Annotated in this window: 15 protein-coding genes; 11 read left to right on the plus strand and 4 right to left on the minus strand. The window is 65.0% G+C overall.

Annotated elements, in window-relative coordinates:
• Window positions 1-23: 23 nt before the first annotated feature.
• The 4 genes from lepB to pyrE are packed head-to-tail and all read right to left on the minus strand — an operon-like array spanning window position 24 to window position 2608.
• Window positions 24-869, minus strand: a complete 846-nt coding sequence (gene lepB, locus VFG17_RS14105; RefSeq protein ID WP_325030017.1) for a signal peptidase I — start codon at window positions 867-869, stop codon at window positions 24-26.
• Between the two features lie 7 nt (window positions 870-876).
• Complete coding sequence (gene acpS, locus VFG17_RS14110; protein ID WP_325030018.1) at window positions 877-1278, minus strand: holo-ACP synthase; 402 nt, start codon at window positions 1276-1278, stop codon at window positions 877-879.
• Window positions 1275-2021, minus strand: a complete 747-nt coding sequence (locus VFG17_RS14115; protein WP_325030019.1) for a pyridoxine 5'-phosphate synthase — start codon at window positions 2019-2021, stop codon at window positions 1275-1277. The genes acpS and VFG17_RS14115 overlap by 4 nt, the downstream gene beginning before the upstream one ends.
• Complete coding sequence (pyrE, locus tag VFG17_RS14120) at window positions 2018-2608, minus strand: orotate phosphoribosyltransferase (protein WP_325030020.1); 591 nt, start codon at window positions 2606-2608, stop codon at window positions 2018-2020. The genes VFG17_RS14115 and pyrE overlap by 4 nt, the downstream gene beginning before the upstream one ends.
• Window positions 2609-2839: 231 nt before the next feature.
• On the opposite strand from pyrE, the gene coxB reads away from it, so the two are divergent.
• The 11 genes from coxB to VFG17_RS14175 all read left to right on the plus strand — a co-directional run bounded on the left by coxB (window position 2840) and on the right by VFG17_RS14175 (window position 14837).
• Window positions 2840-3937: a cytochrome c oxidase subunit II gene (coxB, locus tag VFG17_RS14125; protein ID WP_325030021.1), complete on the plus strand. Its 1098-nt coding sequence runs from the start codon at window positions 2840-2842 to the stop codon at window positions 3935-3937.
• Between the two features lie 15 nt (window positions 3938-3952).
• The gene (ctaD, locus tag VFG17_RS14130) at window positions 3953-5620 is read left to right on the plus strand and encodes a cytochrome c oxidase subunit I (RefSeq protein ID WP_325030022.1); all 1668 of its coding nucleotides are present in this window, start codon (window positions 3953-3955) and stop codon (window positions 5618-5620) included.
• A gap of 72 nt (window positions 5621-5692) precedes the next feature.
• On the plus strand, window positions 5693-6604 hold the full coding sequence (locus tag VFG17_RS14135) for a heme o synthase (RefSeq protein WP_325030023.1): 912 nt from the start codon (window positions 5693-5695) through the stop codon (window positions 6602-6604).
• The gene (locus VFG17_RS14140) at window positions 6601-6750 is read left to right on the plus strand and encodes a hypothetical protein (RefSeq protein WP_325030024.1); all 150 of its coding nucleotides are present in this window, start codon (window positions 6601-6603) and stop codon (window positions 6748-6750) included. The genes VFG17_RS14135 and VFG17_RS14140 overlap by 4 nt, the downstream gene beginning before the upstream one ends.
• Complete coding sequence (locus VFG17_RS14145; RefSeq protein ID WP_325030025.1) at window positions 6747-7307, plus strand: cytochrome c oxidase assembly protein; 561 nt, start codon at window positions 6747-6749, stop codon at window positions 7305-7307. The genes VFG17_RS14140 and VFG17_RS14145 overlap by 4 nt, the downstream gene beginning before the upstream one ends.
• Window positions 7308-7389: 82 nt before the next feature.
• Complete coding sequence (locus VFG17_RS14150) at window positions 7390-8265, plus strand: cytochrome c oxidase subunit 3 (protein ID WP_325030026.1); 876 nt, start codon at window positions 7390-7392, stop codon at window positions 8263-8265.
• The gene (locus VFG17_RS14155; RefSeq protein ID WP_414712955.1) at window positions 8225-8662 is read left to right on the plus strand and encodes a DUF983 domain-containing protein; all 438 of its coding nucleotides are present in this window, start codon (window positions 8225-8227) and stop codon (window positions 8660-8662) included. Before VFG17_RS14150 ends, VFG17_RS14155 begins: the two co-directional genes overlap by 41 nt.
• The gene (locus VFG17_RS14160) at window positions 8655-9314 is read left to right on the plus strand and encodes an SURF1 family protein (protein ID WP_325030028.1); all 660 of its coding nucleotides are present in this window, start codon (window positions 8655-8657) and stop codon (window positions 9312-9314) included. The genes VFG17_RS14155 and VFG17_RS14160 overlap by 8 nt, the downstream gene beginning before the upstream one ends.
• An 84-nt stretch (window positions 9315-9398) precedes the next feature.
• Window positions 9399-10796, plus strand: coding sequence for a threonine synthase (gene thrC / locus VFG17_RS14165; RefSeq protein ID WP_325030029.1), 1398 nt, complete (start codon window positions 9399-9401; stop codon window positions 10794-10796).
• Window positions 10797-10800: 4 nt separating this feature from the next.
• Complete coding sequence (locus VFG17_RS14170; protein ID WP_325030729.1) at window positions 10801-11679, plus strand: class I SAM-dependent methyltransferase; 879 nt, start codon at window positions 10801-10803, stop codon at window positions 11677-11679.
• A gap of 173 nt (window positions 11680-11852) precedes the next feature.
• Complete coding sequence (locus VFG17_RS14175; RefSeq protein WP_325030030.1) at window positions 11853-14837, plus strand: TonB-dependent receptor; 2985 nt, start codon at window positions 11853-11855, stop codon at window positions 14835-14837.
• Window positions 14838-14910: the final 73 nt, after the last annotated feature.

Below are 14910 nucleotides of genomic sequence, written 5' to 3' on the forward strand. Positions count from 1 at the left end.
GCCTGTTCCCCGTTGTGCTTAGTCTAGTTGCCCTGACGCTCGGGCCGCAGGTCGGTTCCGGCGCGTCCCGACCGGAGGGCGATAAACCAGCTCAATGGGTTATACCACTCGGCGGTTCCATCGGTCGAAAAACTGACGATCTCCGCGCGCCCGGCGATCGCGTCGAAGGGGACGGGGCCGCCGAGCCCCTTCTGGCTGGTGTCGACGCGGCTGTCGGCGCTGCCGTCGCGGTTGTCGCCCATCAGGAAAACATGGTTCGCGGGCACCGTGACGGGACCATAATCGTCGGTCGCATAGCCCGGGCCCATATCGATCGTGTCGAAAGTGGCGCCGCCGGGCAGCGTTTCGCGCACGATCGGCAGTTCGAGCACTCGCTTGCCGCCCGCGTCGCGGTTCACGAAACGGTACAGGCTGCTGTCGGGGCCGGGCAGGTTGGGATCGACCGGAATCGACAGCATCGGCTGGACCTCGCGCTTCACCGGCTTGCCGTTGATGCTGAGTTCGCCGTTGCGGAGCGCGATCGTGTCGCCGGGCAGGCCGATCACGCGCTTGATATAGTCGATGCGCGTCACCGGATGTTCGAGCACGACGATGTCGCCGCGTTCGGGCAGCTTGCCGAAGATCCGCCCCTCCACCTTGGGCGCGAGGTGGAAGCTGACCGACGAATAGGACCAGCCATAGGGATATTTGCTGACGATCAGCCGGTCGCCGTTGCGCAGGATGGGCATCATCGAATCGGACGGGATATAGAAGGGCTTGGCGACGCAGCTGTGGATGCCGAGCACGAGCAGCAGGATCACCACGACATCGCGGATCAGCTTGCCCCAGCCGTCGTCCTTCGCCCTGTTTTTCGAGCCACGCTTCGCCATGAAAATGTCAGTCCTTGATTGCTTCGATGATGACGAAAGCCTGCGCCCAGGGATGGTCGTCGGTCAGCGTCAGATGGATGTGCGCGCTGTAACCCGGCGGGATCATCTGCGCGAGGCGCTCGGCGGCGCCGCCGGTGAGCGCGAGCGTGGGGGCGCCCGAAGGGGCGTTGACCACGCCGATGTCCTTCATGAACACGCCGCGCTTGAAGCCGGTGCCGACGGCTTTCGAGAAAGCCTCCTTGGCGGCGAAGCGCTTGGCATAGGTTCCTGCGCGGGTGTAGGGGCGCCGCGCCGCCTTGGCGCGCTCGACGTCGGTGAAGACGCGATTTTCGAAGCGGGTGCCGAAACGGTCGAGCGACGCCTGGATGCGCTCGATATTGCAGAGGTCGGAGCCGAGGCCGATGATCACGCGCCGCGCGCCTCGTCCATCAGCGCGCGCATCCGGCGCACCGCATCTTCGAGCCCGGTGAAGATCGCCTCGCCGATCAGATAATGGCCGATGTTGAGTTCGGCGAGCTGCGGGATCGCGGCGACGGGAACGACATTCTCATAAGTCAGGCCGTGGCCGGCGTGCGGTTCGATGCCGTTCTTCCACGCGAGCGCGGCGGCGTCGGCGAGGCGGCGGAGTTCGGCGGCGCGTTCCTCGCCCTCGACATGCGCATAGCGGCCGGTGTGGAATTCGACGACGGGGGCGCGGAGGCGCATCGCGGCCTCGATCTGGCGGGGGTCGGGTTCGATGAACAGGCTGACGCGGATGCCCGCGTCATTGAGGCGCGTGACGATCGGCGCGAGATGGTTGTGCTGGCCCGCGGCGTCGAGCCCGCCCTCGGTCGTGCGCTCCTCGCGCTTTTCGGGGACGATGCACGCGGCGTGCGGTTTGTGGCGCAGCGCGATCTCGAGCATTTCGTCGGTCGCCGCCATTTCGAGATTGAGCGGCAGGTCGGTCGCGGCCTGGATGCGCGCGAGGTCGTCGTCGCGGATATGGCGCCGGTCCTCGCGCAGATGCGCGGTGATGCCGTCGCCGCCAACCGCCGCGACGATCTCGGCCGCGCGCACCGGATCGGGATGTTCGCCCCCGCGCGCGTTGCGGATCGTCGCGACATGGTCGATGTTGACGCCGAGCCGCAGGCGCGAAGGGGGGTTATCGGTCAAGCCGCGACGCTCCGGCTGCCGGGCTTGATCGCTTCGGTTCCGGCGAGCGTCTCGGGCAGTTCATCCTCGGCATAGGTCGGGAAGTTAATCGCGACGAGCGGATAGAAAGGCACGCCGAGGTCGATGTTGCTGCCCGCCGAGCGGTCGACGAGCGCGGCTTCGGCGATCACCTCGCCGCCCGCGGCGCGCACCGCGTCCATCGCTTCGCGCGACGAGAGGCCGGTGGTGACGACATCCTCGACCATCAGTACCTTGGCGCCGGGATCGATGTCGAAGCCGCGGCGCAGTTCGAAGGTGCCGGTCGGGCGCTCGACGAAGATCGCGGGCTTGCCGAGCGCGCGGCCCATTTCATGGCCGATGATGACGCCTCCCATCGCGGGCGAGACGACGATGTCGATCGTCTGGCGCAGATCGCGCGGCAGCTTCGCGGCGAGCGCGGCGGCGAGCCGCCCGGCGCGCTCGGTGTCCATCAGTACGCGCGCGCACTGCAGATAATATTCGCTGTGGCGGCCGGAGGAGAGAAGGAAATGCCCTTGGAGCAAGGCGTCGGCGGCACGGAATTCGGCCAGAATTTCATCGTCGGTCATGAAGGATTATTCTTTTGTCCTGTGCGCCGCCCATGGCGGGCGAGCGGGTTTGCGCGGCGAAGATTTGCCAGCCGCAAAATAGTGTTAGAGATGCTTGAGGCAAGCGGCAAGCGGGTCTATAGCGCCCGCGAGATTCAGCCTGTCCGAATGGCTGCGCGGGCGCATGTCCGGCAGCGGGGAGGGTAGGCTGGGGCATCATAAATACAACAGGCAACGGGCGGCACTATCCTTATGAAGAGCTTGAAAACCCTTGTAATTGCGGCGGCTTTGTCGCTCGGCGCGGTGGGCGCCGGTCATGCCCAAACGCCGGCAACGCCGGCTGCGGCGCCGGCCGAAGCCCCCGCCGCAACGGCTCCGGCGAATCCGGCTCCGGCCGCCACTGACGCAGCCGCTCCGGCGGCGGCGACCGCCGCGGCTCCGGCGGGTGACGCGACTTATGTCCCGATGAAGCCGACCCCCGGCGTCGGCCAGCCCGTCGACGCGGGCATCGACTTCCAGCCGCAGGTCAGCCCGATCGGCGAGCAGGCCTATTGGTTCAACCATGTCATCCTGCTGCCTGTCATCACGGTGATCACGCTGATCGTTCTCGGTCTCATGCTCTGGGCGATGTTCCGCTATCGCGCCAAGGCGAATCCGGTGCCGTCGAAGACGACGCACAACACCTTCATCGAGATCATCTGGACCGCGATTCCGGTGCTGATCCTCGCGGTGATCGCGGTGCCGTCGATCCGCCTGCTCGCGGCGCAATATGAGCCGCCGTCGAAGGACGCGCTGACGATCAAGGTCACCGGCTATCAATGGTATTGGGGCTATGCCTATCCCGATCAGGGCATCGGCGAATATGTCTCGAAGATCCTGCCCGAAGATCAGGCGAAGGCGCGCGGCGAACCCTATCACCTCGCCGTCGACAACCGCATGGTCGTTCCCGTCGGCCGCCAGGTGAAGCTGATCATCACCGGCGCCGACGTCATCCACAGCTTCGCGGTTCCGGCCTTCTGGACCAAGATGGACGCGGTCCCCGGCCGCGCCAACGAAACGACCTTCACCGCGAACAAGGTCGGCGTCTATTACGGCCAATGTTCGGAACTGTGCGGCGTCGATCACGGCTATATGCCGATCGCCGTCGAAGTGCTTCCGGTCGACAAGTGGGAAGCCTGGGTCCGCTCGAAGGGTGGAAACCCGGCCGGTCCGGTGGTCGCGGCGCCTGCCGTCGCGCCCGCCACGACCACGACGGCGCCTGCCGTCGCGCCGGCCGCGGCGCCGGCCGCGACCACGACCGAAGCTGCGCCCGCAGCGGCTCCCGCCGCCGCGCCGGCCGCCAAGAATTAACAAGGGGTCCGACAGATGACCGATATCGCAGCGACTGCACCCGCGCACGGCCATGCCGATCACGCGCATGACGACCACGACACGCCGAGCTTTTTCGTCCGCTGGTTCATGTCGACGAACCACAAGGACATCGGCACCCTCTACCTGATCTTCGCGATCATCGCCGGCATCGTCGGCGGCGTGATTTCGGGCATGATGCGCTGGGAGCTGGCGGAGCCCGGCATCCAGCATCTGGCCGGCTGGGCGCAATGGTTCGACGCTTCGGCGGGCGAGGTGCAGGCCAAGCATTTCTGGAACGTGATGATCACCGCGCACGGCCTGATCATGGTGTTCTTCATGGTCATGCCCGCGATGATCGGCGGCTTCGGCAACTGGTTCGTGCCGCTGATGATCGGCGCCCCCGACATGGCGTTCCCGCGCATGAACAACGTCTCCTTCTGGCTGACGGCGGTTGCGTTCGTGATGCTCGTCGGATCGATGTTCGTCCCCGGCGGCAGCGGCCTTGGCGCCGGCACCGGCTGGACGGTCTATGCGCCGCTGTCGACCAGCGGTTCGCCCGGACCCGCGGTCGACATGGCGATCTTCTCGCTCCACCTTGCGGGCGCGGCGTCGATCCTCGGTGCGATCAACTTCATCACCACCATCTTCAACATGCGCGCGCCGGGCATGACGCTGCACAAGATGCCGCTGTTCGTGTGGTCGGTGCTCGTCACCGCCTTCCTGCTGCTGCTCGCGCTGCCGGTGCTTGCCGCGGCGATCACGATGCTGCTGACCGACCGCAACTTCGGCACTACCTTCTATGATGCGGCCGGCGGCGGCGACCCCGTCCTCTATCAGCATCTTTTCTGGTTCTTCGGCCACCCCGAAGTGTACATCATGATCCTGCCGGGCTTCGGCATCGTCAGCCAGATCATCTCGACCTTCAGCCGCAAGCCGGTCTTCGGCTATCTCGGCATGGCATATGCCATGGTCGCGATCGGCGTCGTCGGTTTCATCGTGTGGGCGCACCACATGTTCACGGTCGGCATGAGCGTGAACCTGAAGATGTATTTCACCGCCGCAACGATGGTCATCGCGGTCCCGACGGGGATCAAGATCTTCAGCTGGATCGCGACGATGTGGGGCGGTTCGATGAGCTTCAAGACCCCGATGGTCTGGTCCTTGGGCTTCATCTTCATGTTCACCGTCGGCGGCGTGACCGGCGTCGTGCTCGCCAATGGCGGTGTCGATACGAACCTGCACGACACCTATTATGTCGTCGCGCACTTCCACTATGTGCTGTCGCTGGGCGCGGTCTTCTCGCTCTTCGCCGGCTTCTATTACTGGTTCCCGAAGATGTCGGGCCGGATGTACAGCGAGTTCCTGGGCCAACTGCACTTCTGGATCTTCTTCATCGGCGTGAACGTCCTGTTCTTCCCCCAGCACTTCCTGGGCCAGCAGGGCATGCCGCGCCGTTATCCCGATTATGCGGAAGCCTATGCCTTCTGGCACCTGATCTCGTCCTATGGTTATGTGATCATGGGCGTGGGCGTGCTGATCTTCTTCGCGAACATCCTCTACTCGCTGTTCGCGGGCAAGCGCGCCGCCGACAATCCGTGGGGCGAAGGCGCGACGACGCTCGAATGGACGCTGTCGAGCCCGCCGCCGTTCCACCAGTTCAACGAACTGCCCCGGATCGCGTAACGTTATCGCCTGATCGGTTATGCCCCCTGCTGACAATCGGCAGGGGGCGTTTCCCTGACGGCCGGAGTGACCATGGCGCAGAGCCTGACCCACGGCGAAACGGCCTTACCCGCCGACTGGCGCGACCTGTTCGCGCTGACCAAGCCGCGCGTCATGTCGCTGGTGGTGTTCACCGCGCTGTGCGGGCTGCTCGCGGCGCCAGGCGAGGTGCATCCGGTGCTCGCCTTCTCGTCGATCCTCGCGATCGCGCTGGGGGCAGGGGCGTCGGGCGCGCTCAACCAATGGTATGAGGCGGGGCTCGACGCGAAGATGAAGCGCACCGCCGGGCGGCCGCTTCCCGCGGGACGCCTCGATCCGCAGACCGCGCTGCAGTTCGGCGTCGGGCTCGCGGCCTTTTCGCTGTTCCTGATGCTGTTCGCGTCGAACTGGCAGGCGACGCTGCTGCTCGCCGTCTCGATCCTTTTCTATGTCTTCGTCTACACGATGTGGCTGAAGCCGCGGACGCCGCAGAATATCGTCATCGGCGGTGCGGCGGGCGCCTTTCCGCCGCTGATCGGCTGGGTTGCGGCTACAGGGTCGATCGCGCCGCTGCCGGTGCTGCTGTTCCTGCTTATCTTCCTGTGGACCCCGCCGCATTTCTGGGCGCTCGCGCTGTTCGTCCGCTCGGACTATGCCGCCGCGGGCATTCCGATGATGCCCGTCGTCGCGGGCGAGCAGTCGACGCGGCGCCAGATCCTTTTCTATGCGCTGATCATGGCGGCGGCGGCGATCGCGCCCTGGCCGCTCGGCTATACCGGCGCGCTCTATGGCTGGACCGCGGTTGTCTTGTCGGCTGTGTTCGTGTTGCTGTCGATCCAGGTCGGCACGCGCCGCACCGGCGAGGGCGATACGATGCAACCCGAAAAGCGGCTGTTCGCTTATTCGATCGCCTATCTTTTCATCCTGTTCGGCGCTGTCGTCGCCGACCATTGGTGGCCGCTATGACCGACGAACCCAATCTTGAGCCCTTCGACGAAGCCGAATATCGGCGCCGCCAGCGCAGCCGCGCCAATCTGATGGCGTGGATGCTCGGCGCGCTCGCGATCCTCTTTTTCTTCATCACCATCGCCAAGATGCAGATTTTCGCATGATGGACCGGCTGTCCCCGAACGCGAAGACCGCGAGCCTCGCCTCGCTGATGGCGCTCGCGATGACCGGGCTCGGGTTCGCGGCGGTCCCGCTCTACGATCTTTTCTGCCGCGTGACCGGTTTCGGCGGCACGACGCAGCGGTACGACCCCGTCGCCGCCGCCGCCGAGCCGCAGATCCTGTCCGACACGATCTCGGTGCGCTTCGACGCCAATGTCTCGCCGAACCTGCCGTGGAAATTCTATCCCGAGCATCCGACCGACACCGTCAGCGTCGGCGCGCGCGACATGGCGATCTTCATCGCCGAGAATAATTCGTCGCAGCCGGTGGTCGGCACCGCGAGCTTCAACGTCACGCCCACCCAGGCGGGCCAGTATTTCACCAAGATCCAGTGTTTCTGCTTCACGCAGCAGCGGCTGGAGCCGGGGCAGCAGATGCGGATGCCGGTCCTGTTCTTCGTCGATCCGAAGATCAAGGACGATCCCGACGCGCGCGACGTGCAGGAAATCACCCTCAGCTACACCTTCCACCCTGTAGACGGGGATAAAAACGCGAGCTAAGGCCGCATCCGAGAGTCAATCAAAGACCGGCGGACGATGGGGAATCGTCATGCTGGGGCTGCAAAAAAACGGGAAACACGCCATGTCCGGTGCCAAACATCATGACTATCACCTCGTAAATCCCAGCGTCTGGCCGCTGATCGGTTCGGTCGCTGCGCTCGTGATGTTCTTCGGACTCGTCATGGCGATGCACGCCGACCATTTCGGCGGCGTCGGTAAATGGGTGCTCGGCCTCGGCTTCATGGGCGTGATCGCGACCTTCTTCAGCTGGTGGTCGGACGTCATCAATGAAGCCCACGCCGGCGACCACACCCCGGTCGTCCAGCTCCACCTGCGCTACGGCATGATCCTGTTCATCGCGTCCGAGGTGATGTTCTTCGTCGGCTGGTTCTGGGCGTGGTTCGACTTCTCGCTCTTCCCGGTTCCGATCGAATATGCCGAAGGCGCGGTGACCTCCTTCTTCGGCCAGGATGGCGCCGACGCGATCACCATGTGGCCGCCGAAGGGTATCGAAGTCATCGATCCCTTCTCGCTGCCGTTGCTCAACACGTTGATCCTGCTCTGCTCGGGCACGACGATCACCTGGGCACACCACGCGCTGATCCACGGCGACCGCGAGGGTCTCAAGAAGGGCCTGTGGCTGACGATCATCCTCGGCGCGGTCTTCTCGATGATCCAGGCCTATGAATATATGCACGCGCCGTGGGGTTTCGGGCAGAGCAACTATAGCTCGGCCTTCTATATGGCGACCGGCTTCCACGGCTTTCACGTTCTGGTTGGCACGATCTTCCTGATCGTCTGCCTCGTGCGCACCTATAAGGGTCATTTCACCCCGACCCAGCATTTCGGTTTCGAAGCCGCGGCGTGGTATTGGCACTTCGTCGACGTGGTGTGGCTGTTCCTCTTCATCATCGTCTATGTCTGGGGCGGCTGGGGCGCGCCGATCGCCGCGCACTAAATTGTCCACGGACAATCAACCGCAAAAGGGGCAGCCGCCGGTCTGGCGCGCTGCCCTTTTCGGTCTCTGCCCGCAGTGCGGCGCGCAGACGCTGTTCGAGGGGCCGGTGAAGTTCGCGCCGCGCTGTCGCGTCTGCGCGCTCGATTTCGAGGGCTATAATGTCGGCGACGGGCCCGCGGCGTTCCTGACGCTGATCATCGGCGCGCTGCTGATCGCGATCGCATTGACGCTCGATAGTCTGGTTCGGCCGCCCTTCTGGGTGCATGTCTTGCTGTGGGTGCCGCTGACCGCCGCCGCGGTCGTTTACGGCCTGCGCGTCGGCAAGGGTGCGTTGCTCGCGAGCGAGCATCAGCGCCAGGCCGGCGAGGGGCGCAAGGTGGAGAACAAGGATGACTGATCCCACCCGACCCGCGGACGTTGCCGCGTCTGCACGGCGCTGGCCGCTGATCCCGACCCTGCTCGTGCTTGCCGCGGTCGCGGTGATGATCGCGCTCGGCGTGTGGCAGCTCCAGCGCAAGGCCGACAAGGAAGCACTGATCGCGCTTTACCAGCGCAACATGGCGATGTCGTCGCTGGTGTCCTATCCCGAGCTGCCGCCGGTCGGGGACCGGTTCCTTTATCGCAAGAGCAGCGTCGTGTGCCTCGAACCGGTGCGCTGGGACCAGCGGAGTGGCACCGACCGCGAGGGCCGGTCGGGCATCCGCATGATCGCCGACTGTCGCACCGGCGCCGAGGGACCGGGCGTGCTCGTCGATGTCGGGATCGGTGACGATTTCGCTCCGCCCAAATGGATGGGCGGCACGGTGCAGGGGACGATCGTTCCGGGACCCGAGCAGCCGACGGTGATTGCGCGCATGACGGGCAAGGCGATACCCGCGCGCGCGATGCTGATCGCAGATACGCCGGTCGCGGGGCTGCGCGCGAGCGGGGTGCCCTCGGCCGACGATACGCCGAACAACCATCTCGCCTATGCGGTGCAATGGTTCCTGTTCGCCGCCGCGGCGCTCGTCATCTATATTTTGGCGGTGCGTCGCCGCTTGCGGCCTTGACCTTCGCCCGAAGATATTTTTCCGCGATTTCCGAGCCGCGAAATGTTCCATTTCGCTTGAAATCGCTCTAGGCGCTGGGCCGCCATGGAATATATCAGCACCCGCGGCTCTGCGCCGACCCTCGACTTTCGTGCCGCGACGCTTGCTGGGCTTGCCAGCGACGGCGGGCTTTATGTGCCCGCGAAATGGCCGCAGCTGAGCCGCGACGAAATTCGCGCGCTTGCCGAGCTCGACTATGTCGAAACCGCGGTGCGAGTGATGGCGCCGTTCGTCGCGGGCGCGCTGAGCGAGGACGAGCTGCGCGGGCTGTGCAAGGCCGCCTACGGCCGCTTCAGCCACGACGCGGTGACGCCGCTCGTCCAGCTCGACCATCGCCACTGGCTGCTCGAACTCTTCCATGGGCCGACACTGGCGTTCAAGGACGTCGCGCTGCAATTGCTCGGCCAGCTGTTCGAGAAGTTCCTCGCGGGCGGCGATACCGACATCACGATCGTCGGCGCGACCTCCGGCGACACCGGATCGGCGGCGATCGAGGCGGTCGCGGGGCGCGAACATATCCGCATCTTCATGCTCCACCCCGAAGGGCGCGTCAGCGACGTCCAGCGGCGCCAGATGACGACGGTGCTCGCGCCCAACGTCCACAATATCGCGATCGACGGCAGCTTCGACGACGCGCAGGCGATGGTGAAACGGCTGTTCGGCGACGAAGAGGCGCGGAGCCAGGTGACGCTGTCGGCGGTGAACAGCATCAACTGGGCGCGGCTGATGGCGCAAATCGTCTATTATTTCTACGCCGCGGTCCGGCTCGGCGGGCCCGACCGGCCGGTGGCGTTCAGCGTGCCGACGGGCAATTTCGGCGACGTGTTCGCGGGCTATGTCGCGGCGCAGATGGGTTTGCCGATCGCAAAGCTCGTCGTCGCGACCAACGTTAACGACATTCTCCACCGCGCGCTGACCAGCGGCGATTACAGCGCGGGCACGGTGACGCCGACCGCGACGCCGAGCATGGACATTCAGGTCAGCAGCAATTTCGAGCGGCTGCTTTTCGACCTCGCGGGCCGCGATGGCGCCGCGATCACCGGCATGATGGGCGAGTTCGACGCGAACCGCGCGATGACGATCCCCGCCGACATGCTCGCGGGGGCGCGCGACCTGTTCGCGAGCGCGAGCATCGACGGCGACACGATGGCGCTCGCGCTGCGCTGGGCGCAGGAACGCGGCGGGCAGGTCATCGACCCGCACAGCGCGGTCGGCCTCGCCGCGGCGCGGGCGCTCGAGATCGATGCCGACATTCCGGTCGTGACGCTCGCGACGGCGCATCCGGCGAAGTTCCGCGAGGCGGTCGAGCGCGCGACCGGCGTGCGCCCGCCGCTGCCCGCGCGGCTCGGCAATCTGTTCGAGCGCGAGGAACGTTATACGAAGCTTCCCGGCGACTATGACGCGGTGAAGGCGTTCATCCTCGCGGAAGCCGCGCGTGGCTGAGCTGCTGCCTCTCGTCACGCTCGTCGGCGAGGCGTGGGACGATTATGGGCTGGTCGACAGCGGCAATGGGCGCAAGCTCGAACGCTATGGCCGCTATCGCTTCATCCGCCCCGAGCCGCAGGCGATGTGGGCGCCCGCGCTGCCGCAAAGCGAATGGGACAAGGCCGATGGCGAGTTCATCCCGGCTTCGGACGACGATGGCGGGGGGCGCTGGTATTACAACAAGCCGGTTCCCGCCGAAGGCTGGCCGCTCGCGTGGCGCGAGGCGCGTTTCACCGCGCAATGCACGCCCTTTCGCCATCTCGGCTTCTTTCCCGACATGGCGCCGGTGTGGGACTGGCTGCGCGGCCAGGTCGCCGACAAGGCCGACCCCGCTTTCCTCAACCTCTTCGGCTACACCGGCGTCGGCAGCCAGGCGCTCGCCGCCGCGGGCGCGTCGGTTACCCATGTCGATGCGTCGAAGAAGTCGGTGGGGCAGGCGCGCGAAAATGCCGCGCTCGCCGGCATGGGCGACAAGCCGGTGCGCTGGATCGTCGACGATGCGGGCAAATTTACCGCGCGCGAAGTGCGGCGCGAACGGCGTTACGATGCGATCCTGCTCGATCCGCCGAAGTTCGGGCGCGGTCCGGGGGGCGAACGGTGGCAGATCGAGGAGGGGCTCGCGCCTTTGCTCGCCGACTGCCGCCAGCTCCTCGACGCGGACAGCCGCGCGCTGTTCCTCACCGTCTATGCGGTGCGCATGTCGGCGCTGGCGATCGGCGAGTTGCTCGCGCAGCTCTTTGCCGACCTGCCCGGCAAGATCGAGTGCGGGGAACTCGCGGTGCGCGAGGAAGCGCGGGAGCTGCTGCTGCCGACCGCGATTTTTGCGCGCTGGAGCCGCTGAAACCGCGATCGACGCGCCTGTTATGCTGCATACGTTTGCGGCACAAATTCTGTAATATTGTGACCGAAATGCCACGCTCGACGCGTTGACAATGAGAACGTTCCCATTTAGATAACGTTCACATAACGGGAATGCCGCCACCAAAAGAGAGCGGCTATGTGGGAGGAAGTGGGATGCGGGCGTCTCAAAAGCAGTGGCTTGCCAAATTTCTGGCCGGGACTTCGGCGCTGTCGATGATGGGCATGGCGCAGGTCGCGGTCGCGCAGGAAGCGCCGGCCGACAGCGAGGTCGGCGGCGACGAGATCGTCGTGACCGGCATCCGCGCCTCGCTCGCCGCATCGGCGGACATCAAGCGCGAGGCGCAGGGCGTCGTCGACGCGATCTCGGCCGAAGACATCGGCAAATTCCCGGACACCAACCTCGCCGAATCGCTCCAGCGCATCACTGGCGTGTCGATCGACCGCCAGAATGGCGAAGGACAGCTGGTCACCGTTCGCGGCTTCGGCCCCGAATTCAACCTGGTCACGGTCAATGGCCGCCAGGTGCCGACCGCGAACATCGGTGGCGGTGATGGCGCGCCGTCGTCGCGTTCGTTCGATTTCGCCAACCTCGCGTCCGAAGGCGTTGCATCGGTCGAGGTGTACAAGAGCGGCCGCGCTACGGTCGAGTCGGGCGGCATCGGTTCGACGATTAACATTCGCACGCCGCGCCCGCTCGACAATCCGGGGCTGCGTGGCAGCCTGGCGGTCAAGGGCGTCTATGACACGTCACGCAACGCAGGCGATACGATCACGCCCGAAGTGTCGGGCATCCTCAGCACGACCTTTGTCGACGACCGCGTCGGCATCATGATCGCGGGGTCGTACCAAAAGCGCAAATCGAGCACCAACAGGGCGAACGTCGGCTGGCGCGACGGCTATCTGGGCAGCGAGAACAACTGGGGTTCGCTGGCGCAGCCGGGCACGCCCCGCGCGGATAACATCACCAACCGGCCGGGACCGGACGATGTCTATCAGGTGCCGCAAAATGCGTCCTACGACCTCAATGACATCAACCGCGAGCGCATCAACGGGCAAGCGGTGCTGCAGTTCCGGCCGACGGACGAGCTAACCGCGACGGTCGACTATATCTATTCGCGCAACACCGTCCAAACGCGGAACAGCAATGTCGGCGTGTGGTTCAACCACGAAAACACGTCGAGTGCGTGGACCGACGGTCCGATCGCCGGGCCGATTTTCTATAGCGAGGAATTTGCGGCGCCGACCGGGACGCCCGGACCCGACGCGCTCTATGGCGGCAAGGATTTGTCGTACAGCGGCGCGCTGACCGAGAATCGGGCGGAGAACAAGTCGCTCGGCTTCAACCTCGAATGGAAGGGCGCGGACGGCGTGACCTTCGAGCTCGACGCCCATCATTCGACCGCCGAGGTCAATCCGGTCAATCGCTTCGGGTCGAGCGTGTCGCTGGGCAACGCGGTGTTCGGCGTGCGCACGCAGCGGATCGATTTCGAGAATGACCTGCCGGTCATCTCCTATGACATGTATCCGGGCATCGATCCGCTCGACGCATCGCTGATCACGCCGACGGGCAATGCCTTCCGCAACGCCTTTTTCCGCAACCGGATCAACCAGGTGCAGCTGCGCGGCCAATATGACCACGAGGGCGGCTTCCTCGACAGCATCGATTTCGGCGTGTCCTATGTCGACAGCAAGGTGCGTTCGGCCTTCGGCACGATCCAGAATGACGACACCTGGGGCGGTGCGGGTCCGGCGTCGGATATCCCCGACGATATTTTCAAGCTGGTCACGCTGCCGGACAAATTCCCGGGTCTCGCCCAACCGGGGATGATCGGAAGTTTCTATACCTTCGATTTCGAACGGCTGGCCGATCTGAACGAGCAGAATTATCAGGTGTGCAGCAACCCCGCAACGGGCGCCGCGCAGCCGGGCACTTGCCTGGCCGTGTTCAATACCGACCGGCGGATCACCGAAAAAACGCTGGCACCCTATTTGCAGGTGGGGACCGTTTTCGACCTGTTCGAGAATCCGGCGCACCTCACCGCTGGCGTCCGGTACGAAACGACCGACATTTCGTCGGCGGCGCTGGTGCCCGTGCCCGTTACCACGCGCTGGATCGGCGACAATGAACTCAACGTCGTCTTTTCGGGCGAGAGCGATTTCACCCGGTTCAAGGGCTCGTACGACAATTGGCTGCCCGCGGTCGATTTCGACATCTCACCGATGCAGGACGTCAAGCTGCGCGCATCCTACAGCCACACGATCACGCGCCCCGACTATGCAAGCATGCAGGGCGGACGGACGATCGATACGCTGTTCCGCGTCGGCGGCGGTACGGGCGCGCAGGGCAATCCGGGGCTGATCCCCTACAAGTCGAAGAATATCGACCTGTCGGCGGAGTGGTATTACGGCCGCGATTCCTATGTGTCGGTGGGCTATTTCCACAAGGATGTGAAAAACTTCATCTCCTCGACGCGGATCGACTCGAACGCCTTCGGGCTGACGACGCCGATCGGCGGGCCGCGCTGGAACGCCGCGATCGCCGCGCTCGGGGCGGACGCGACAGTGGCCGACATCCGCGAATATATCATCGACAACTTCCCCGATACGGTGACGGGCAACATCATCAACGCCGCGCCGGGCGATCCGCTGGTCAATTTCGAGATCACCACACCGGTGAACAGCGACCAGACCGCGTCGCTCAATGGCTGGGAGTTCGCGCTTCAGCATAGCTTTTGGGACACCGGCTTCGGCGTCATTTTGAACTATACGATCGTCAACGGCGATGCGACTTATGACAATACGCAGCCGTCGTCGGTGCCACAGTTCGCGCTGACCGGCCTCAGCGATAGCGCCAATGCGGTGGCCTATTATGACAAGAACGGGCTCCAAGCGCGCGTCGCGTGGAACTGGCGTGACGAATTCCTGACCGGAACGGGCCCCAATCCCTTCTATATTGAGGAATATTGGCAGATCGACGCGAGTGCGAGCTATGAGTTCATCCCTGGGCTCACGGGTTTTGTCGAGGCGATCAACCTGACGGGCGAGGGGCGCCGCGGGCACCTTCGCCACAAGAACAACGTCAACTTCGTCGAGCCGGGCTTCGCGCGCTATGCGGCAGGGGTCAGGTTCAGCTTTTAGGACGGTGGGCCATTTCCGCCGGGTCGCAGGCAAGAGGGTCGCGCCTTTCGGGGCGCGGCTCTTTTGCGTGACG

Source organism: Sphingopyxis sp. (genome assembly GCF_035686825.1).
GTDB lineage: Bacteria > Pseudomonadota > Alphaproteobacteria > Sphingomonadales > Sphingomonadaceae > Sphingopyxis.

What these genes read in the sequence shown, in the direction of transcription:
- lepB (WP_325030017.1), bottom strand. Translation starts at nt 869, where the DNA reads ATGGCGAAGCGTGGCTCGAAAAACAGGGCGAAGGACGACGGCTGGGGC.
- pyrE (WP_325030020.1), bottom strand. Translation starts at nt 2,608, where the DNA reads ATGACCGACGATGAAATTCTGGCCGAATTCCGTGCCGCCGACGCCTTG.
- coxB (WP_325030021.1), top strand. Translation starts at nt 2,840, where the DNA reads ATGAAGAGCTTGAAAACCCTTGTAATTGCGGCGGCTTTGTCGCTCGGC.
- ctaD (WP_325030022.1), top strand. Translation starts at nt 3,953, where the DNA reads ATGACCGATATCGCAGCGACTGCACCCGCGCACGGCCATGCCGATCAC.
- VFG17_RS14135 (WP_325030023.1), top strand. Translation starts at nt 5,693, where the DNA reads ATGGCGCAGAGCCTGACCCACGGCGAAACGGCCTTACCCGCCGACTGG.
- VFG17_RS14140 (WP_325030024.1), top strand. Translation starts at nt 6,601, where the DNA reads ATGACCGACGAACCCAATCTTGAGCCCTTCGACGAAGCCGAATATCGG.
- VFG17_RS14145 (WP_325030025.1), top strand. Translation starts at nt 6,747, where the DNA reads ATGATGGACCGGCTGTCCCCGAACGCGAAGACCGCGAGCCTCGCCTCG.
- VFG17_RS14150 (WP_325030026.1), top strand. Translation starts at nt 7,390, where the DNA reads ATGTCCGGTGCCAAACATCATGACTATCACCTCGTAAATCCCAGCGTC.
- VFG17_RS14155 (WP_414712955.1), top strand. Translation starts at nt 8,225, where the DNA reads ATGTCTGGGGCGGCTGGGGCGCGCCGATCGCCGCGCACTAAATTGTCC.
- VFG17_RS14160 (WP_325030028.1), top strand. Translation starts at nt 8,655, where the DNA reads ATGACTGATCCCACCCGACCCGCGGACGTTGCCGCGTCTGCACGGCGC.
- thrC (WP_325030029.1), top strand. Translation starts at nt 9,399, where the DNA reads ATGGAATATATCAGCACCCGCGGCTCTGCGCCGACCCTCGACTTTCGT.
- VFG17_RS14175 (WP_325030030.1), top strand. Translation starts at nt 11,853, where the DNA reads ATGCGGGCGTCTCAAAAGCAGTGGCTTGCCAAATTTCTGGCCGGGACT.